This window comes from Flavobacterium sp. ASV13 (genome assembly GCF_000745775.1).
Taxonomy (GTDB): domain Bacteria; phylum Bacteroidota; class Bacteroidia; order Flavobacteriales; family Flavobacteriaceae; genus Flavobacterium.
Map to the genome: position 1 here is coordinate 81,330 of NZ_JQJY01000008.1, position 21,055 is coordinate 102,384.

18 protein-coding genes, 1 tRNA gene and 1 pseudogene are annotated in these 21,055 nt (G+C 33.1%); 14 read left to right on the forward strand and 6 right to left on the reverse strand.

Annotated elements, in window-relative coordinates; genetic code table 11:
- Window positions 1-1,818, forward strand: a complete 1,818-nt coding sequence (locus GQ47_RS16900; RefSeq protein ID WP_035650898.1) for an alkaline phosphatase — start codon at window positions 1-3, stop codon at window positions 1,816-1,818.
- A gap of 170 nt (window positions 1,819-1,988) precedes the next feature.
- Here the strand turns inward: GQ47_RS16900 and GQ47_RS16905 are convergent.
- The 5 genes and pseudogenes from GQ47_RS16905 to GQ47_RS16925 all read right to left on the reverse strand — a co-directional run bounded on the left by GQ47_RS16905 (window position 1,989) and on the right by GQ47_RS16925 (window position 4,980).
- Window positions 1,989-2,069: transfer RNA gene (locus GQ47_RS16905), tRNA-Tyr, on the reverse strand.
- A 463-nt stretch (window positions 2,070-2,532) separates the two neighbouring features.
- Window positions 2,533-2,919 (reverse strand): annotated as a pseudogene (locus GQ47_RS16910) (peroxiredoxin family protein); the annotation flags it as partial.
- 18 nt (window positions 2,920-2,937) lie between these two features.
- The gene (locus GQ47_RS16915) at window positions 2,938-3,699 is read right to left on the reverse strand and encodes a DUF4369 domain-containing protein (RefSeq protein ID WP_035650901.1); all 762 of its coding nucleotides are present in this window, start codon (window positions 3,697-3,699) and stop codon (window positions 2,938-2,940) included.
- 259 nt (window positions 3,700-3,958) lie between these two features.
- Entirely contained in the window at window positions 3,959-4,399 is a 441-nt protein-coding gene (locus GQ47_RS16920; protein WP_035650904.1) for a KTSC domain-containing protein, read from the reverse strand.
- A 335-nt stretch (window positions 4,400-4,734) separates the two neighbouring features.
- Window positions 4,735-4,980 carry a hypothetical protein gene (locus GQ47_RS16925; protein ID WP_035650906.1) on the reverse strand — a complete coding sequence of 82 codons (246 nt, stop codon included), beginning with the start codon at window positions 4,978-4,980 and terminating at the stop codon, window positions 4,735-4,737.
- Between the two features lie 86 nt (window positions 4,981-5,066).
- On the opposite strand from GQ47_RS16925, the gene GQ47_RS16930 reads away from it, so the two are divergent.
- The 10 genes from GQ47_RS16930 to GQ47_RS16970 all read left to right on the forward strand — a co-directional run bounded on the left by GQ47_RS16930 (window position 5,067) and on the right by GQ47_RS16970 (window position 14,028).
- Window positions 5,067-5,609 (forward strand): hypothetical protein, encoded by a 543-nt coding sequence (locus GQ47_RS16930; RefSeq protein ID WP_035650907.1) that lies wholly within the window; start codon window positions 5,067-5,069, stop codon window positions 5,607-5,609.
- Entirely contained in the window at window positions 5,609-5,749 is a 141-nt protein-coding gene (locus GQ47_RS23660; protein ID WP_167498100.1) for a hypothetical protein, read from the forward strand. Before GQ47_RS16930 ends, GQ47_RS23660 begins: the two co-directional genes overlap by 1 nt.
- An 81-nt stretch (window positions 5,750-5,830) precedes the next feature.
- Complete coding sequence (locus GQ47_RS16935) at window positions 5,831-6,067, forward strand: hypothetical protein (protein WP_035651380.1); 237 nt, start codon at window positions 5,831-5,833, stop codon at window positions 6,065-6,067.
- The gene (locus GQ47_RS16940; protein ID WP_035650909.1) at window positions 6,054-6,434 is read left to right on the forward strand and encodes a YchJ family protein; all 381 of its coding nucleotides are present in this window, start codon (window positions 6,054-6,056) and stop codon (window positions 6,432-6,434) included. Before GQ47_RS16935 ends, GQ47_RS16940 begins: the two co-directional genes overlap by 14 nt.
- Window positions 6,435-6,540: 106 nt before the next feature.
- Window positions 6,541-7,659, forward strand: coding sequence for a vWA domain-containing protein (locus GQ47_RS16945; RefSeq protein WP_035650911.1), 1,119 nt, complete (start codon window positions 6,541-6,543; stop codon window positions 7,657-7,659).
- 154 nt (window positions 7,660-7,813) lie between these two features.
- Window positions 7,814-9,277: an AAA family ATPase gene (locus GQ47_RS16950; protein ID WP_035650913.1), complete on the forward strand. Its 1,464-nt coding sequence runs from the start codon at window positions 7,814-7,816 to the stop codon at window positions 9,275-9,277.
- Window positions 9,278-9,419: 142 nt separating this feature from the next.
- Window positions 9,420-10,013, forward strand: coding sequence for a 2OG-Fe(II) oxygenase (locus GQ47_RS16955; RefSeq protein ID WP_035650916.1), 594 nt, complete (start codon window positions 9,420-9,422; stop codon window positions 10,011-10,013).
- A gap of 61 nt (window positions 10,014-10,074) precedes the next feature.
- Complete coding sequence (locus GQ47_RS16960) at window positions 10,075-10,929, forward strand: DMT family transporter (protein WP_035650919.1); 855 nt, start codon at window positions 10,075-10,077, stop codon at window positions 10,927-10,929.
- Between the two features lie 440 nt (window positions 10,930-11,369).
- On the forward strand, window positions 11,370-12,656 hold the full coding sequence (locus GQ47_RS16965; RefSeq protein WP_193745231.1) for a Glu/Leu/Phe/Val family dehydrogenase: 1,287 nt from the start codon (window positions 11,370-11,372) through the stop codon (window positions 12,654-12,656).
- A 148-nt stretch (window positions 12,657-12,804) separates the two neighbouring features.
- Window positions 12,805-14,028, forward strand: a complete 1,224-nt coding sequence (locus GQ47_RS16970; protein ID WP_035650920.1) for a sterol desaturase family protein — start codon at window positions 12,805-12,807, stop codon at window positions 14,026-14,028.
- 172 nt (window positions 14,029-14,200) lie between these two features.
- On the opposite strand, the gene GQ47_RS16975 is transcribed toward GQ47_RS16970, so the two are convergent.
- Window positions 14,201-15,799: a DUF6377 domain-containing protein gene (locus GQ47_RS16975; RefSeq protein WP_035650923.1), complete on the reverse strand. Its 1,599-nt coding sequence runs from the start codon at window positions 15,797-15,799 to the stop codon at window positions 14,201-14,203.
- 485 nt (window positions 15,800-16,284) lie between these two features.
- On the opposite strand from GQ47_RS16975, the gene GQ47_RS16980 reads away from it, so the two are divergent.
- The 3 genes from GQ47_RS16980 (at window position 16,285) to GQ47_RS16990 (ending at window position 21,032) form a co-directional block, all read left to right on the forward strand.
- Window positions 16,285-16,806: a DUF5004 domain-containing protein gene (locus GQ47_RS16980; RefSeq protein ID WP_035650926.1), complete on the forward strand. Its 522-nt coding sequence runs from the start codon at window positions 16,285-16,287 to the stop codon at window positions 16,804-16,806.
- 8 nt (window positions 16,807-16,814) lie between these two features.
- Window positions 16,815-17,897 (forward strand): hypothetical protein, encoded by a 1,083-nt coding sequence (locus GQ47_RS16985; protein ID WP_035650931.1) that lies wholly within the window; start codon window positions 16,815-16,817, stop codon window positions 17,895-17,897.
- A gap of 120 nt (window positions 17,898-18,017) precedes the next feature.
- Complete coding sequence (locus GQ47_RS16990) at window positions 18,018-21,032, forward strand: SusC/RagA family TonB-linked outer membrane protein (RefSeq protein WP_193745232.1); 3,015 nt, start codon at window positions 18,018-18,020, stop codon at window positions 21,030-21,032.
- Window positions 21,033-21,055 lie beyond the last annotated feature (23 nt).

A 21,055-nucleotide genomic window follows, 5' to 3' on the forward strand; every position in this document is an offset into this window, starting at 1 on the left:
ATGAAAAAAATAATCACCCTTTTTTGCCTTCAGTTTTTGCTTTTCGCGCAAGCACAGGAATACAGTTCTTCCAACATTCATTCTCACAACGATTACGAAAGTAAATTGCCTTTTTATGGTGCTTATTCAAATGAAACAGGCGTTATTGAAGCCGATGTTTTTTTAGTAAATAACGAATTGTTTGTTGCGCATACTTCTAAAGAAATCAGTTCTCAGAATACATTAAAAAGTATGTATTTGGAACCGCTTTCTTCTAAATTAAAAACCTTGCAGGGAAAAGCTTATCCAAGTAATAAGCCATTAATTTTAATGATTGATATAAAGTCAGATGCCGATTCGACTTTAAAAACAATCACACAGCAGTTAAAAACGTATCCCGATATTATTTCGAACAAAAACATAAAAGTGGTGATTTCTGGAAACAGACCTTTGCCGTCTCTTTGGGCAGCATATCCAGATTTTATTTATTTTGATGGAAGGCTGAATGAAAATTATACCGTAGATCAATTGGCAAAAGTTGAAATGATCAGCGAAGATTTAAAAGAGATTACAGTTTGGAATGGAAAAGGCGTTCTGACGCAACCAGATGCTGAAAAAATTCAAGCGATCATTAAGAAAGTTCACGATCAAAATAAAAAAATAAGATTCTGGGCGACACAAGATAATGTGAATACGTATATGACTTTGATGAACTTGAAAGTCGATTTTATCGGAACAGATAAAGTGACTGAGTTGACTCAATTCATTAATAATATTAAAACGACATTTTACCAGAATACAGAATTTCATCAAGCTTACGTTCCAAAAAATGCATTCAAAAATAAGCGTCCAAAAAACGTAATTCTCTTAATTGGTGACGGAATGGGATTAACACAAATCTATTCTGGATATACAGCTAATAAAGGTCAGTTGAGTCTTTTTAATATTCCAACTCAAGGATTTTCTATTACAAAAGCTTCGGACAGTTATATTACCGATTCGGCTGCGGGAGCGACTGCAATGGCAACTGGACACAAAACCAAAAATCGTTTTATCAGCGTAAATGAAAATGGAAAACCTTTGGAATTGATCACAAAACAGTTGGCTGCTAAAAATTATAAAACCGCTATTATTTCTGCGGGAAATATTACAGATGCTACTCCAGCCGCATTTTATGCACATCAGCCAGAAAGAAGTTTAAGCGAACCTATTGCAAATGATTTCCTGACAAATCCTTCTGATATTTTAATTGGAGGTGGGCAAAAAGAATTTATCTCTAGAAAAGATGGTAAAGATTTGTCTAAAGCATTGAAGGAAAAAGGATATACATTTTCAGATAAATTCTCCAGTTTAGATACCATCAAAAATAACCGATTTGTTGTTTTGGAAGATGCAGCAGTGGTTTCTATAAAAAATGGAAGAGGAGATTTCTTGACTAAGTCTTTAGCGAAAGCGACCAACACTTTTTCGAAAACAAAAAATCCGTTTTTCATCATGGCCGAAGGAGCGCAGATTGATTACGGCGGACATCAGAATAATGTAGAATATGTGGTTCGTGAAATGCTGGATTTTGATAAGCTGGTTGGACAGGCAATGGAATTTGTAGACAAAAATCCAGAAACACTTTTAATTGTAACTGCCGATCACGAAACCGGCGGATTATCTCTTATTGATGGAAGCATAGAGAAAGGATATGTACATGGAAGTTTCAGTACAAACGATCATACGGCTATTCCTGTTCCTGTTTTTGCTTACGGACCAGGTTCAGATAAATTTATGGGAGTTTACCAAAACACAACAATTTATGATAAGATAATGGAACTGCTTGCAACAAAATAATTCACGCTTTTTAAAAAAGACATTTTGAGACGAATGGGTACTACCATAAAATAATAAAACCTGCAAATTCTAGGATTTGCAGGTTTTACTATTTTAATTTTATTTGAAAAGAATTCTAAGCATTAAACTTTGTCAAAAAAAAAATCCTAATCAAATGATTAGGATTTTTGTGGGGAGAGCAGGATTCGAACCTGCGAAGTTCACACAGCAGATTTACAGTCTGCCCTCGTTGGCCGCTTGAGTATCTCCCCGATCTCAGCTTGTTGTGCTTTGTTGTTCTAAGCGGTGGCAAAGATAGGAACTCTTTCTACATTTCCAAACAAAAAAATGACTTAATTTTCAGTTATTTTAAAGTTGCTTTTTAATTCGTTGGAATTGAAATAAATAAAAAAGGAATCTTATTGAATATTTTTTTATTTATTTTAAAAAGTAAGATTATTCTTTGTGTAATTTTATGATTTATATAGTTGATTCAGGATATGTAAAAGTTGTCAGCTATTATTCTTACTGGTAATTTTAAATAAAAATGGAGAAAATAGTATCCAATTTAGGATCGTTTAACAATCGGTTTATCATAAAAATTTTAAGCCATCTTTAAAATATTCCCTTGGCTTCAATTTTTTTAATATACTTTTTAAGAATATTTTTTTCTAAAAACAATTAGATAAAAAAAAATCTCCACGAGGGAGATTTTTTTATTCTGGATATTTGATATTATTTAGCTAAAAGCTCTATAATTTTTGCTTTCAATTCTGGACCTCTCAAATCCTGAGCTACCACTTTTCCTGATGCATCAAGAATAAAAGTTGCTGGAATTGATTCAACATGATATTGTGCAGCAATTGGTTCATCCCAAAATTTTAGGTTCGAAACATGTGTCCAAGTTAAACCATCTTTTGCGATAGCTTCAGTCCACTTGCTTTTTTCTTTATCTAAAGAAACGCCAATAATGTTTAATCCTTTTGAATGTAGCTCTTTATAAATAGCAACTACGTTCGGGTTTTCTTTTCGGCAAGGACCGCACCATGATGCCCAAAAATCTACAATAGTTACTTTGCCTAAACTTTCTTTAAGCGAAACCATTTTTCCTTCCGGATTTGGTGCAGAAAAATCTGCTCTTCATTTAGCGCTGCCTACAGGAGGAGCTGATGCACCAACTGATGGCAATTTTGCTTGACCGATTTTTGTTTTAGCTTCTTTAGCAGGAGTTGTGTTTTTAACTTCCTCATCTAAAGAATTGTAAATGCTTTCTACTTTTTTAGCATCAGCAGTTGGATCCTCAGACATTCCTTTTACGATTAAAGCAGAAATGAAAGATTTTGGGTGAGATTCAGCATAAGTAACATACTTCTTTTTAGTATCATTCTGAACTTCTGTTTGGATTTCCATGTATTGTTTCATCAAACCGTTGATAGTTGCTGTATCTTGAGCTTGTTGAGCTTGTTGCATTTTAGCAGTATTGTTTTTTTGAAAATCTACTAATTTCTTAGAAGTTTTGTTAAGTTCGTCTTGGAATTTTACAAACTCTTCGTTGTTGTAAGTTCCAGTAATTTTAGATTTGTGGATGCTGTCTTTGTCAATAGCGATTGCAATTTCTCCAGTTTCTAAGATAAATGGAATTGGTGCATTTGCATCTTGAAGAATTAAAGTATGAAAAGCTGGTTCAGTTACTTTTCCTTTTATTTCGAATTTTCCGTTTTCAACTTTTACAGTATCAAGGGCAACTGTCATGTGCGTTACTGGATCTTGACCTTGAAGGATGATAGTTTTTCCGTTTGCAATTCCTGTTGCAGTTCCTGTAATTAGATACTCTCCGTCTTTAACTTTGCTGCATGAAATAATTGCTACAGAAGCTGTAAGTAAAAAAAATATTTTTTTCATTATAAATATTAATTAGTTAATTGATTTGTGCAACAAAAGTATTTAAAAATATAGAACATCAAGAATTTTGTAACCTAAAATTTTGTTATAGTTTTTTATGCTCTAAAGTCCCTAAAATCAAGCGATTTGCTTGTTTTATATGTTTTGAAACTATTAATTGTGTATTTATTTTGAATGAAAATAAACAATTTAGCATTTTTAAGGCATAAAAAAAGCACTCTGTAATGAGAGTGCTTCTAGGTATATTTTTGATCAAAAACTATTCTTGATTTGTTTTCTTTCTCCAAGTAAAAGAGTTCAGAATATGTCTTTTTGCAAATCTTCCTGGTGAATCAGCATTTACCATTTTCACGTAAGTTGCTTTAGGAACACTGATGTATTCGTAAACACTTCCGTTAGAGAAATCAATAATCAAACGACCTTCTACAAATTTGTAATCTGTAATAGTACAAGTTGAAATTGTCTCAGTATATTCAGGTAAATTAAGTTTAATAGTATCAGGGTGAATACTTACTAAAAAGTGGTAAGCTTCGATGATCGTTTTACTTTTTTCTTCTGCTTCTTTTAAACCAGCTTCATTTCCAACAAATTTATCAGGATGAGATTCTTTCATCGCATTACGATAGATTGTTTTTAAATCTTTTAACTCTGCAGTTTTCTCTACGTTTAGTAACTTACGGTATTCAACTATTTTTTTCATAAATAAAAGGTAACTACTTGTCTATTAGTTTGAAATCGATATTAATTAGTTCAAATCGACAAATTTTTTGCAAAGGTACACTTTTTTTTAACTTTTTAGTTTTCATCCAAAAAATATTCTAGAATGCTGAAAAAATTTAACCGCAAAGAACGCAAGATTTTTATATAAATGGTTTTTATAAAGCGCAAAGTTCGCAAAGCTTTGTATTGATAAAGCTTTGCGAACTTTGCGAACTTTGCGAATTTTTAAGCGTAATCTTTAATAAAAAACTTAGCGTGCTTTGCGGTTAATTAAAGCATTTCAACTTGAAACCTGAAACCTGAAACAAAAAAAACTTATTCCGGCTTATGATTAGCCTTATCAAAGTTTCTGGATTTCTTTGGATATTTATCATAGCTCATATCGCTTGGGTTTTCAATAACCGATTTTATTGTAATCCAATCACCTTCTTTAAATTTTGCCTGAACCATTTTATAGTCTAAAAGATAAGCGCCGCAGAAATAATTATTGTTTTCATCTTTTTCGATAATACCGGTAAAAACTCCCTTTTGCGGCATTTTTTGTTCTAAATCTTTAGACATCTTTTTTTTATTTAAAATTGAAGATGCAAAGTTAATCAATTTAGGTTTGTTTTAGGGAGTTCGTGACAATCTCAGTATATTTGCATATGCAGAAAAATTTCAAGCCTCATCCAAATTCGTTTAAAAATACATTTTGTGCTTTTCATGAAGTGCTTCCAGATCGAATTGAAGGTTTGAAAAAACAATTTGAAAGCAAAGCCGGAAGTACTTATTATTATACTGAGGAAGGAATGTATCGCGTTTCCAATCATTGGGGAAGATTAGCCAACAGTAAATGGCGTTTGATCGCGCGTGAACCGGAAACCGAATCAAAAACGAAAATTGGTTTTGCCAAATGGAACGAATTTTATCCCGATAATGCTGAAGATAAACTATATTATATAGAAGCCGATTTCGATAAAAACCTTGCCAATTATCAGCATAAAAATAATCCGGAATATGACGGAAAAGCCATTTTGAGAACTAGTTTTGAAACCACAAAAAGATTAAAACAAGTCCGAAATTTACAACAGCTGACTTCTTGGGCAAAATATTTTGATTACGATGATATTGATGATTTAAGAAAACAGATTATCAACGAACTGATTTTTACAGAAAAAAGTTTAGAAGAAATTAAAAGAGAAATATAATGGGACGCAATAACGAAAGGAATATCAAAAAGCACAATGACAAATTGCACAAAGCCCAGGCAAAAGCAAAGCAAGCTGAAATTTCACGTAAAGAAAAGCTGAAAGAAATTGTGAAAAAATTCAACGAAAATAAAGAGTAATAAATATTGTTTCAAGTTTCAGGTTGCACGTTTCAAGTTGTTGGAACGAAAACCTGAAACTTGAAACCTGAAACAAAACATATGAATATTAAATTTGAAACATTAAAAGCAGACGTTCAGGAAATCATTGATTTGATAGCTGCAAAAAACGACAGAGAAGCAAATAATAAATTGCTTGAAGTAAGCGAAACATTAGACGAAATGATTGATTTTGCTGAAGAAGATGAGGAAGTAAGAGAAATTAGTCGTTACCAGGTTTTGCTGAATCAGCTTCATGTAAAAATTAACGGCGAAGAAGAAGTTGATGGCGACGCATAAATGTTATTGCGATACAGAATTATTGTTTGAAGATTGCTGTGGATTGTATCTTCAACAAAATCAAAAAGCACCAACCGCTTTGACTTTAATGCGTTCAAGATATTCCGCATACGCAACACACAACGCCGATTATCTTTTAGAAACCACTTATATTTCTGAAAGAAAATATTATTCAAAAGCTGAAATTCTGAAATGGGCAACGACAAACAAATGGCAAAAATTAGAAATTCTGAGTTTTACTGAAAACACTGTAGAATTTAAGGCTTACTTTTTAGATGCCAATCAAAAACCGCAGGTTCATTATGAATTCTCGACTTTTAAATTCGAAAATGATGCATGGTATTATGTTGACGGAAAGTTTGAATAATTAATATATCTAACACTGTTAGTCCTTAATTTTGGTTAGATATTTTAACTAAAAATTAATAAACGTTTCGTTTTTCATAATTCTAAAAAGATGTAATTTTAAAATTATGAAAAACGAATTTAAAAAAGGTTTTTATTTTAAGTCGTACGAAGCCCCATTTCAGTCTCCGTTTGAGAAACTTTTTGGCATTTTCAAAGAGCTGATCACCCATACTTCGGGGGATTTTGATGAAGCAATCAACTGGCTTCGGGAGCTAGACAAGGAATATAAACTAACCGACGAGAACTACACAATCGATGATTTTATCGAAGATTTAAAAAAGAAAGGTTACATAAAAGACGAGGTCAAACAAGACGGTTCGAATGGTTTTGGAATCACGGCTAAAACAGAAAGAGCAATTCGTCAGCAAGCTTTAGATCAAATTTTCGGGAATTTGAAACGTTCCGGAAATGGAAATCATAAAACAAAACATGCCGGAAATGGAGATGAACATACGGGAGAATTCCGTGAATTTAATTTTGGCGATGGTTTAGAGCGAATTTCGTTGACCGAAAGTCTTCGAAATGCTCAAATCAACAACGGCGTAGAAAGTTTCATGTTGACAGAAAATGATTTGGTCGTTGAAGAAACGCAGTATAAAGCACAAATGAGCACGGTTTTAATGATAGACATTAGCCACAGTATGATTTTATACGGCGAAGACCGAATCACTCCGGCCAAAAAAGTAGCGATGGCTTTGGCTGAATTAATTACAACACGTTATCCAAAAGATACACTTGATATTTTGGTTTTCGGAAATGATGCCTGGACAATTCCAATTAAAGATTTGCCGTATTTGCAAGTCGGGCCTTATCATACTAATACAGTTGCTGGTCTTCAATTAGCAATGGATATTTTACGCAGAAAACGAAATACCAACAAACAGATTTTCATGATTACTGATGGAAAGCCAAGCTGTGTTCGTGAGCGCGATGGTTCCTATTATATGAACAGCAACGGTCTCGACGAATATATCGTTGATAAATGCTACACGCAGGCACAACAAGCCAGAAAATTACACATTCCGATTACGACTTTCATGATTGCAAACGATCCTTATTTGCAGCGATTTGTGAATCATTTCACTGAAGCAAATCAGGGAAAAGCATTTTACACTGGGATAAAAGGTCTTGGTGAAATGATTTTTGAAGATTATGAAACGAATAGGAAAAAGAGAATTAAATAAAGGTTCTAAGTTGCTAAGATTCTAAGAGGCTAAGGTTTCTTTTGGCACGTACCAAATGTAGAGATGCACAGTAGTGCATCTACGTAAAACGGTGAGACACATATTTGTTCATTAAAATCATAAACAAAAACAATTCAATATACATTTCAATAAAATGGAAATAAACAATATAAAGACATTAGGCCAATTAAAAGCCTCTGGATATAAAAGTACAAGCATTAAGGATGAATTGCGAAATAATCTTCGCGAAAAAATAAAATCAGGAAAACCTGTTTTTGAAGGCGTTCACGGTTTTGAAAACACGGTAATTCCCGAATTAGAGCGTGCCATTCTTTCTCGTCATAATATCAATTTATTAGGACTTCGCGGGCAGGCAAAAACGCGTCTGGCGCGCAAAATGGTCGAATTATTAGATGAATATATTCCGTTTGTGGCTGGTTCGGAAATTAATGATGATCCGTTAAATCCGATTTCACGCTTTGCTAAAGATTTAATTGAAGAAAAAGGCAATGAAACTCCAATTTCGTGGTTGCATAGAAATGAGCGTTTCTTCGAAAAATTGGCAACACCTGATGTAACTGTTGCCGATTTGATTGGAGATGTTGATCCAATAAAAGCTGCAAATTTAAAATTATCGTATGCAGATGATCGCGTGATTCATTTCGGAATGATTCCGAGAGCAAATCGCAGTATTTTTGTAATTAATGAATTGCCTGATTTACAAGCCAGAATTCAAGTAGCATTGTTTAATATTCTGCAAGAAGGCGATATTCAAATTCGCGGATTCAAATTAAGAATGCCTCTTGATATGCAGTTTGTATTTACTGCAAATCCAGAAGATTATACCAACCGAGGAAGTATTGTAACGCCTTTGAAAGATAGAATTGGTTCACAAATTTTGACACATTATCCAGAAACTGTCAAGATTGCCAGAACCATTACAGAACAGGAAGCTAAATTAGATGAAAGCCAAAGTGAAGTGGTTTATGTTCCAGGTTTAGCAAAAGATATTTTAGAACAAATTAGTTTTGAAGCGCGCGAAAGCGAATACATCGATAACAAAAGCGGTGTAAGTGCCCGAATGAGCATTACAGCTTTTGAAAATTTAATTAGTACAGCAGAACGCCGTGCATTGAAATCAGGAGCCGATAAAACGGTTTTACGCTTATCTGATTTTATGGGAATCATTCCGGCTATTACTGGAAAAGTTGAATTGGTTTATGAAGGAGAGCAGGAGGGAGCGGCTGTTGTAGCACAGTATTTAATTGGTTCCGCTATCCGAACTTTATTTCCTGAATATTTCCCTAAAATTGAAAAATTAGAAAAGCCAGGCGAAAAAACACCTTATTCTGATTTAATCGAATGGTTTTTTGCAGAAAGTGGTTTTGAATTATTGGACGATGCTTCAGATGCAGAATATAAAGCAATTTTAGACGAAGTAAGTCCGTTAGATGTTTTATTAAAAAAATATCAGCCCGAATTGGACAAAAAAGACCAATACTTTGTAAAAGAATTTGTTTTATGGGCATTGGTAGAATATAAAAAATTGAGCAAAGATCGTTTTGCAACTGGACATCAGTTTAAAGATATGTACGGAAGTTATATCAGTAAATTATAAATTATTAATTGATTATCACAGCCATTAAACCCGACAGGTTTTTAAAACCTGTCGGGTTTATTATTTTTAAAAACAGGATTACCAATTTTAATTAGTCTACCTTGCTGCGTTGACTGTATTTGCAGTTTTTCCCAAAAAAGAAATGGATGATAGTTTCGAAGACTTAATAGCAAGTTATATAGAGAATAAAATTGGAATATCAGAACGTTTTATGAGTGATGCTTTAGCAGATAATCTCAAACAAAATTTAATCAATTTAAATAATGAAAGTCTGCTATTGACAGCAGGAATAGGGAATTCTGAGAAGTTTGCTCTAGACGGAACCATTAGAAAAGATGTAATTTATTGGCTTGATAAAAAGCATAATAATGTTTTCGAAAATGAGTTTTTTGACATAATTGATGCTTTCGTACTCTATTTAAACGAAAGTTGTTTTGCCGGAATTACGGGTTACGAGTTTCATTATTCTTTATACGAAAAAGGCGATTTTTATTTAAAACATCTCGATCAATTCAAAAATAATTCGAGTCGTAAATACTCAATGATCAGCTATCTGAATAGTAATTGGAAAGAAAGTGATGGCGGAGAATTAATGATTCACCAAAACAAAAGTCAGCAGAAAATTTCGCCAGTTCAGGGCAAAACCGTTTTCTTTAAAAGTAATGAATTGGTTCATGAAGTGTTAGTTACTCAAAATACCCGAATGAGTATTACAGGCTGGCTAAAAAGCGATTAATATTTTTTTTTTGAAAGTATAAAACAGATAAACACTATTTTTGTTCTCAAAAATTAATTCTATGTTATTTCTTATTTTAAGTATTCTATGCAGTGTTACAGTTGGTGTAATTTTTAAAATAACCCGAAAATATAACGCTAATCCTGTTCAGATTATTACTTTCAATTATGTGATGGCATTAACACTTTGCTATTTTACTTTTAGTCCAAATATTACTGAAGTTCATGCAGATGCACCCTGGAATATTTATGCTGCAGTTGGTGTTTTGCTGCCAATTGTTTTTCTGTTTTTGTTTTCTTCGATAAAACATATGGGAATCGTAAAAACGGATGTCGCACAACGATTGTCGCTTTTTATTCCAATAATTGCTGCTTGGCTAATCTTTAAAGAAGAGTTTAATTCCTATAAAGTAATAGGATTGATAATTGGGTTTGTGGCGCTTTTATTCATCTTAAAAAAGCAATCTGGAAACAACGAAAATAAGTGGATTTATCCAGCTGTAGTGTTTCTGGGTTTTGGGATAATCGATATCCTTTTTAAACAAATAGCACTTTACACAGCTTTGCCATATACAACATCATTATTTATGGTTTTTGATATTGCATTGGCAGTATCCTTATTGATTGTGGTATATGATGTGGTGCTGAAAAAGGAAAAACTTCAAGCAAAAAATATTCTTTTTGGCGCTTTGGTCGGGATGTTTAATTTCGGGAATATATTATTTTATTTAAAAGCGCATAAAGCTTTCGCAGAAAATCCTTCAACAGTTTTTGCCGGAATGAATATGGGCGTGATTGTTCTGGGAAGTCTTGTCGGCTTGCTTTTTTTCAAAGAAAAATTATCCAAAATAAACTTCATTGGAATCTTTTTAGCCTTAATAGCTATAATTTTTATTGTTTTTTCGCAATTAAGCTGATTTTTTTTAAGGTTGTAAAGCCTTAGTTTACAGTTGATTTTGAATTTATTTTAAAAGTTTTTAAAATTAACTCTACTAATTCGATAGAATTTATAAAATATATTTATAAATTTGTCTCAACAATGAAAAACTATAGTCTAAATATCATCCCGTTTATGTGCAGCTTGACGATGTGCTGCATGTCAAACGATGCGATGAAATGGCGTTAATAGAGAAAGTACTTGTTAGTTATTTTTTTTTAGCCTTTCATGCACCAATGAAAGGCTTTTTTTAGAACTATTAATAACCATATATATGAGATCAAATAGAAATACAAATAGTATGATGCATTGCTGCTTGATGAAAATTCCGTGTTGCACTTGCAGTTACTGCCGATTTTATTTCATGAGTTTATAATATGATGCCCCAAATCAATAACTAAAATTTTAAAACTTAAAAAGATGAGTTCAGAAATTATAAAACAGAATCCGTTTCAATCGATGATTGATCGTTTTAATATAGCAGCCGACATTCTTAATCTGGAAGAGTCAATAAGGCTGAAACTACAACGTCCTGAAAAACAAATTGTGGTGAATTTTTCTATCACTTTAGACAATGGAAAACAACAAAATTTTGAAGGATACCGCGTCATTCACAATACGGCATTAGGTCCTTCAAAAGGAGGAATTCGATACGATACCGCCGTGAATCTTGACGAAGTGAAAGCTCTTGCGGCATGGATGACTTGGAAATCGGCCGTGACGGGAATTCCTTTTGGAGGAGCAAAAGGCGGTATTATTTGTGATCCAAGAAAACTTTCTAAAACCGAATTAGAAAGAATTACAAGAGCGTATACAAAAGCCTTAGCAGATATTTTTGGCCCTGAAAAAGATGTTCCGGCACCCGATATGGGAACTGGACCAGACGAAATGGGCTGGCTAATGGATGAATTTTCAATAGTACATGGCAAAACAATTCACGCTGTGGTTACAGGAAAACATTTGCATTCGGGTGGTTCTTTGGGTAGAGTAGAAGCAACAGGAAGAGGTGTAAGTATTATTACATTATTGGCGCTTCAAAAATTAAAATTAAGACCGGCAAGATCAACGGTTGCGATTCAAGGTTTTGGAAATGTTGGATTACATTCGGCTTTATTTTTATTCGAAAAAGGATTGAAAATTATCGCTGTAAGTGATGTTTCAGAAGCATTTTATAATCCCGAAGGAATCAATATTCCGGAATTGATTTTGTATTATAATCTAAATAACAAAAGCATAAAAGGATATCCAAATTCGGTTGCAATTAAACACGAAGAATTATTGCTTTTAGATGTTGATGTTTTGATTCCGGCAGCAAAAGAAGATGTAATTACGCAGAAAAATGCGGCAGCTATTCGTGCCAAAATTATTGTGGAAGGCGCAAACGGACCCGTTTCATCTGATGCTGATAAAATTTTGCATGAAAACAACGTTTTGGTTGTTCCAGATATTTTGGCAAATGCTGGTGGTGTTACAGTTTCTTATTTTGAGTGGCTTCAGAATTCGCTTTTAGAATCCTGGAGAATTCATCAAATTAATACACGCCTTGAAGATATTTTAGAAAAAGGTTTTGAAACGGTTTTCAGAACGGCATTAAAACATAATGTTACACCAAGAATTGCGGCTTACATTCTTGCTTTGCAAAAAGTAGCAGACACGCAGTCTGTTAAAGAAGTAGCTTTGGAAGCTCCAAAATTCAAACAAAATTAGAAATTGGTTCTAAAAGATAAAGATCATTTTTGATAGTTGATATCATTTTGAAAAGTAAAAAATGAGATGACTTTTGAAGAGATCTTTATCTTTAGTTTTATAACGAATTGTATTTTAGTTTTATAAGAATAAAAAGAAATTAAAAAAAATGGAACACATTAATTTTCTTGCTTTTGCAATGCCCGCTTTTTTTCTGTTTTTGTTTTTAGAATATAAGTTGGCTCAACACAAAAAAAGACCAGAAATTTTTAACTACGAAAGTTCGGTTTCAAATATTAGTATTGGTATTGCAGAGCGTTTAATTAATTTATTTATTGCAGCAAGTTTTTATCAGCTGTATTATTTTATTTATAATAATTACAGACTTTTTGATATTCCGAGCAATGTATTTGTTTGGTTTGCACTTATTCTCGCGACTGATTTTGTTTGGTATTGGTATCATAGATTAGGACACGAAGTCAACTTTTTCTGGGCAGCACATATTGTTCATCATCATAGTGAAGAATTTAATTTTACGGCCGCAGCCAGAATTACTACTTTTCAGGCTATCGTGAGAACTGGTTTTTGGTGTGTGCTTCCTTTTATAGGTTTTCATCCGGCAATGGTAATTACTATGCTGATTGTTCACGGAGCTTATTCATTTTTTACGCATACACAGGTAATTGGCAGAATAAAATGGCTGGAATATGTTTTTGTAACGCCTTCTGTTCATGGCGTGCATCATGCTTCAGACGAAAAATATCTGGATAAAAATTACGGGGATATGTTTACCTTTTGGGATCGTCTTTTTGGAACTTTTCAGGAAGAAGAAGAAAAACCAAAATACGGTTTGACACATCCATTAAAAAGCTATAGTTTTCTGTGGCAACATTTCCATTATTATTTTGAAATTTATGAATTATGGAAACGTTCAAGTGGATTTAAAGCAAGATGGAAAGCTGTTTTTGGAAGTCCCGCACATATGGATCAGGATATTCGTCCGATATTGGAAAAGCGTTTTTTGCAGGATAAAAGTAATCCGCATCAGCGTTTGAGATTTCGAAATTACCTTTATATTCAACTCGGAATCTGTACTTTAATTTTAACTGCTTTTACTTATTATTTTGATTTAATAACTACGCTCGATAAAGTTTTTGTTTTGTCGGTTATCATCATTACATTAATTAATTGTGGTGCGTTGTTGGAGCAGCGAAAATGGATTTATTATCTGGAATACGCCCGAATTTTCATGATTACAACTTTCTTTTTGTATGAAGAAAATTTGACTGTGTTTTTCTTTATTCCGCTTGCGATAATGATTTTTGCTGAACAATTATTTTCGCTCAGCAGATATTATCAAAATATGATTTTGCAGTTAGAAACTGTGGAATAATTTTTTAGCCACGAATTCACGAATTATAAATGTGTTGAATTGAATTGTGGTCTTTTAATAATTACACAAATTTTTACAAATTGTTTTATTAGTGAAATTAAAAAGAATAACCACGAATTCATGAATTTGTATTTAAAATAATTCGTGAATTCGTGGCTATTTTTTTCGGCTTTTAGATCGTTTTTATCGCCATAATTTTCTCTTCAAAAGTATCTTTAAAGTCAGATTTGCTTTTAATTCTGGTTTTGTAAGTATAAATGGTAGCTACAGAAAGTTCCAGGAATTCTGCCATTTGATTGCTGTCCTGAATTCCTAATCGGTATAAAGCAAAAATCCTCAATTCAGTATTTAAAAGCTCGCCTTTTTTGACAATGCATTTGTGGTCATTTGGAAACAAATGATTAAAATCAGTCACAAAAGTCGGGAACAGTTTAAGGAAGATTTCATCGAATTGATGAAACAGATTTTCGCGTTCTTCCTTGACATTATAGCGTTTTAAACTCGCAATAACTTCATCGGTTTTTTTGGTAATAATTTTATGAAGCGTGCTTTTTTGAATATGATCAATTTTGTTGATGAAAGCCGAAGTTGCTTTAATAAAATACGTAATATATTCTTCCTTAATAGCATTTGCCTCGCTTAAACTAATATTCATTTCCTGAAGCTGTGCGTAAGACGAAGCCATTATTTTTCGGGCTTTATTTCTTTCTTTTAATTGTTTGAAGATAATAATCGAAAACAAAACAATAATAAAAGTCAATATCGTCAGTAGAATAATGATTCGTTCCAGTTTATCATTTTTCTCTTTTACATTATTCAATTGCGCTTTTTCGATAATTGGTAAAATTGATGAAATCTCAATTTTGCGATGTCTGGCATTGTAGAAAGTCGCATCGTCCATTGCAATATTGATATATTCATTGGCTTTGTCCAAATAACCCATTTTAAAAAGTTCATTGGCAAGATTTCGAAGCGCAACTGTTTCTTTTGTAGCATTTTTGACATCGGCGATTGCAGCAAGCGCCAGATATTGAATCGCTTTTTTAGTATAACCTCTTTCGGAATAAATATAACCAAGACTTGAAGTCGCAATGCCATAATAATCGGGTGGAAGATTGTAATTGTTGATCCAATAACTGAAAGCAAATTCGGCACCACGCCAATCTTGTTGTTTTAGTCTTTTTAAGCTTTCTGCGGCCCAATATTCGTTGGTATTAGTTCCAATCAATTCCAAAGCTTTTTTCAGGAAATGATTTCCTTGCTGGACATAATGAATATTAAAACGCTGATCTTTATTGTAATCGGCTAAATCGTAATACGCTCGGGCTTTAATATTGTAGTATTCGAATTTGTTTCTTGAATCCAGTTTTTGGTCGTCAACGACATTCAAAGTATCAATTGCTTCTTTGAATAATCCGGAGGACAAGAGCACAAAACCTTCCTTAATTCGGCTTTTGGCCAAAAATTTAGGGTCTTTTAAAACAATCGCTTTGATTTTGGCTTCTTCTAAATAATAATAAGCCGAATCATATTTAAACGATTTATATTCATCAAACAATGACATATAAGTATTGTAAAGCTGTTCATTGTTCTGACTTACCGTAAATTTTGATACATTTCTTTTTAATGCTTCAATTTTTCGATATTTCTGTTTTAAGTAAACATCTTTTTTAAGAAGTACTTTATCTAATTCTTCTAAAACAGGATTTGTCTCTTTCGCAGTTAGAGAAAAACCTGCAATAAAAAAACATAGAATGAAAATTCTCTGCATGGTTTTGTGTTGGTTTAGGGTAAAAAAAATCTTTTTTGGTTTGTTCGAGTTAATTCGTTTTTTAATTCGGGATAAGCTTGAGCGGGCTTATTAAACAACTTTTAGCTTTTTTAAAACTTCCTTGTTTCAGAGTTTTAAAATGTGGTTAAGCATTCAAAAATAAGACATTAATGTTAAAAGTAGTCTAATTATTTGCAATTATACAATAAAAACCGATTATATATATGCATAGTGAAAAAAATATCGCTTTTAATTTTCATATTGTCATATTTACCATTAAAAAGGAGCTTATTTTCATCTAAACACCATCTTGATTTTTTGAAATATAAAAATAGTGTAAAATATTGATTTTTAGTTATTTATGTTTAAAAATCTTTCGATTATATCTTGATTTTTCTCAGACATTTTTTTTTAGATTTATTTAACATCTAGTTTCGTTCTGTCTTTTATAAGGCAGAAAAACTAACAAACAAACCACAAAATTTATGAGATGTAAAAGTATTTATTGGTTAGCTGTTGTTATGGGTTTAATGGCCACTGGCTGTGATAACACCGACGACGGAAGCTCAGTTGATCCAATTACCCTTTACGAGAAAGTACAAGGGAATTGGGGATTGACAAATTTGAAAATGGTTGATGAAGTTGCGAAAGCAAACAAAGTCGAACCAAACGAAGAAAACTTGAGTACGTACTTTAATTACGAAGATTTTAAAATCAAATTCAACGTAGATGAAAAGAACCAGCCAACAAGTTATGAAGTAACAGGAAATGTTCCTCCATTATTCGCTCCAAAAGGCTACTGGGCATTAAGTTCAGATTTCCAGCCAACTAATTTGGGCGTAACAAAAATCTATTTGTACAGTGATGCTCAGAAAACGCTAAAAACAGATGAGCTTAAATTATCATCAGTTCCGGGAAGCAATGAAGAAATGGAATTCCAATTAATTCATTCTTCTGGAGGTTCTCCGTTTGTGTCTTACGTGTTTAAATTAAATGCTATTAATTAAAAAGTAATATGAAAAAATTTATATATACAATTTTACTTGCCCTTTTGATGGCTCCTAATTTTACGCAGGCACAAGAAGCCGCTGGAGCTGTAGGCAGTATGTCATCATTTCCTGTAGTTTACAAGTATGATGAAAAAGTGACTTGGTACTTTGATCTTTCAGGAACCACTTTTGCAGAGACTGAAGATCTTTATATCTGGATTTGGTCACCATCTGAACCAGATGCTGGACATTGGGAAAACTCTTCAGATTTTGCTAAACTTAAATATGAAGGAAATAAAATCTGGAGTTTTACTTTGACTCCAACGCTTTATTTCTCTAAAACTCCTGATGAAATTGCAGCAAGCGCCGGATTTTGGTTTCGTCTGAAAAACAAAAACGGATCAAAACAAAGTGATGTAGCAAATATGCCTTATACTGATTTTTCTTCTTTCTATACGGCAAATGAATTAATCAGATCTTATCCGACAAAACCTTTGATTGATAAACCAGTAAGTATTTTATTCAATTCGAATTTAAAAGATGGTTTTGCAGGTGTTCCTAGTGTTCATTTTCATTCAGGATTAAACAATTGGGCTGTTTTGCAAGAATACCAAGCGTGGATTCCAGAAGTATCTGAAAAAACAAAATTGAAAGATTTAGGTAATGGTTTTTATAGAATGGATTTGATTCCGCAGCAGTATTACAATCCGCCAGCAGGTTTTGTTATGGAAAATATTACTTTCCTAATGGTAGCAAAAGACTGGACGACTAATTCTGGTGACCAAATTATTTATGCAGGAGAATTTATTCCGCCACCGCCGCCAAGTTTCAGTTTTTTTCCATCGGTTATCAGCCAAAAAGATTTTCTTGGAATGTCAAGAAAAAATAATGAAGTGGGTGTAAACAAACTTATTTATACCATCACGGCAGGAAGCAAAACAATATCTGGTGAGTTTACAGGAGGTACAGCTGAAATAAAAGGATTTGTCAATTTAGTTTCAGAATTAAATGGTGTTCAGGGTTTAAGTGAGATTCATGTTTTGGTAAAAGATAACAAAGACAAAACCATCTCTGATACTTCAATACCTCTTAAAACTTTAGACAAATAATTCACTATCAAATTAAAACATCAATTCTAATGAAATGAGCATAATCCCAAATTAGTCATTAAACCAATAATGGCTATGCGAATTACATATGACTGATAAAAAAACAATAAATAACGACATATGAATAGTAAAAATAAAAAAATAGTCCTGCATCAAATGTGGACTACTAAAACTGCAGTATTCATGATTTTCATGCTTTTTCTTTCGGCAGGAATGTTTGCTCAGGAAAAAAAGCAGGTATCAGGAATTGTGTATGACAATACAGGCACTGTATTGCCGGGCGCTTCGGTAATTGAAGTGGGAACAAAAAATGCCACCACAACAGATTTTGACGGAAAATTTACTTTGACGGTAGCCGTAGGAGGTTCGATTGAAGTTTCTTTTATTGGATCAACGAATCAGAAAATCCAAATTACTTCTGCAACTAAAAATCTTGATGTTCGTTTACAAAATGACGGTTATCAATTAGCTGAAGTTCAGGTTGTAGCTGTTGGTTACGGAACGCAAAAGAAATCGGATTTAACGGGAGCAATTTCAACTGTAAAAGCTGATGATTTGGTAAAAGGAACAATCTCTTCTACAGAACAAGTTTTACAAGGAAAAGTAGCAGGTTTGAATGTTATTCGTCCTTCAGGTGATCCTGCAGCGGGTTCAACTTTACGTCTTCGTGGAGGAACTTCTTTAACTGCGAGTAACAATCCATTAATTGTAGTGGACGGAATTGCAGGTGTTGATATCAACATAGTTCAGCCTTCAGATATTAAAACTGTTGACGTTTTGAAAGATGCTTCAGCAACTGCTATTTATGGTTCAAGAGGAGCAAACGGAGTTATTATTATTACAACAAAATCAGGAACAAAAGGAGTTTCTGTTACGTATAGCGGATTATCAAGTATTGGTTATGTAACGGATAATTTAGATTTATTATCAGCAAATCAATGGAGAAATTATGTTCGTAATACAGGAAATAAAGATGCAGTTGATTATGGCGCAAATACAAATTGGCAAAAAGCAATCGAGCAGACAGCCATTTCACAATCACACACTTTAACAATCAATTCTGGTAAAGCTGACAGCGGTTTCAGAACTTCTCTTTCATACTTAAATAATGAAGGAGTTATTAAGAATTCTGGATTAGAAAGATTGAGCGGAAATATTAGCGCGTATCAATATCTTGGAGACAACAAAGATGTAAAATTTGACACGGGATTATTTGCTAATATCGATAAATGGCACCCAGTTGATTACAGAATTTTTGAATATGCTTATAACCTGAATCCAACAATTCCGGTTTATACACCAACTGGAGAATTTTCATCTGTAGCAGGAAATCAGTATTATAATCCGGTTGAGCTTTTGACAAACAGAACAGTTGATAATGAAAGACACAGACTTTTAGGTTATTTTAAAACTGAAGTTAAATTTTTGAATGATTTCCTGGCTGTTGCTAATATTTCTTTAGAGCATAATGCCGTTAAAGGAGGTACTTATAAACCAAGTTATGCCGTTTTAGAAGGAGCAACAGAAGGCGGTTACGCTCAAAGAACATACGCTGAATATACAAATGCACAAGGCGAACTTTATGTAAATTATAATAAAGTAATCGACAAACATACTATCAGCGCACTTGCAGGATATTCTTATTTAGAAAATATCTACCAAGGTTTTGGAGCACAAAGAAGCGGTTTTGTAACGGATGCTTTTAGCTACAATAATTTAGGTGCAGGTTACAAATATCGTTTAGGTGATGTGTATTCGTATAAAGGAAAATCAAATTTGGTTTCATTTTATGCTCGTGCAAATTATTCTTATGACGGAAAATATTTGTTGACTGCAACAGTAAGAAGAGACGGTTCAAGCCGTTTTGGAGAAAACAACAAATGGGGAACTTTTCCATCAGCATCTGTGGCTTGGAAAATTTCAAATGAAGGATTTATGGATTCTACAAAAGGTTGGCTTGACAATTTGAAATTAAGAGTTGGTTATGGAGTAACGGGTAATCAAGACGGAATTGGAGAGTACAAATCGCTTTCTATTTTAGGAGTTGGAAACGACAGTTATTACGATCCTGTTACAGGAACTTGGAGTTTGGCTTATTCGCCACAGCAAAATCCAAATCCGGATTTGAAATGGGAATCGACTGAGCAGTTAAACATAGGTTTTGATTTTACACTTTTCAATAGAATTACAGGTTCATTTGAGTGGTATTCTAAACAAACAAAAGATTTATTATACACTTACGAAGTGCCTCAGCCTCCTTATTTAGTTGGAACTATGTTGGCAAACGTTGGTGAAATGTCAAACAAAGGAGTTGAGCTTACTTTGAATGCTGATATTATCAAAGGATCAAAATTCAATTGGAATGCTAATTTGACACTTGGACATAACGTTCAAAAAATCGAAAAACTTTCAAATCCAACATATAAAACAGATGTTATTTACAGCGGTTCTTTACACGGTTTAGCAGGTATGTCTGGACAATATTCTCAAATTATTGCTGAAGGTTATCCTGTTGGAACTTTCTGGGGATTCAGAAATGCTGGGCTTGATTCAACTGGAAAAATTCAGTACTATAACAAAGCAGGAGATATTGTTGCAGAAAGCGCTTTAGTAGATGATGATAAAACAGATTTAGGAAATATTCAGCCAGATTTGACATTAGGAATCGGGATGAACTTTACTTACGGAAATTTTGATCTTGGAATCAGCGGTTACGGAATGTTTGGGCAAAAAGCTTTAAACGCAACAAACATGATGCTTAATGATCCAACAAGATTGCCAGCTTACAATGTTCCAGATGATTTCTTAGGAAGCGGTATTACATCAGCTCCTAAATATTCTGACTATTGGATTGAAGATGCTTCTTTCTTTAGACTTCAAACACTTTCTTTTGGTTATACAATGCCCCTTGGTTTGCAAAAAAAATCAAAACTTAGATTTTATTTAATGGGAGAAAATCTTTTTGTAATTACAGGTTACAAAGGTGTTGATCCAGAAATTGGCTTAAATGCGCAAAACGGCGTAAACGGTGTTATTGATCAAACAGGTTTAGCATCTCCAGGTATCGACAGATATAATAATTATCCTAGACCAACAATAATTTCTGTTGGATTAAATTTCTCGCTGAATAACTAAGCGAATTAACTCAAAAATAGAAC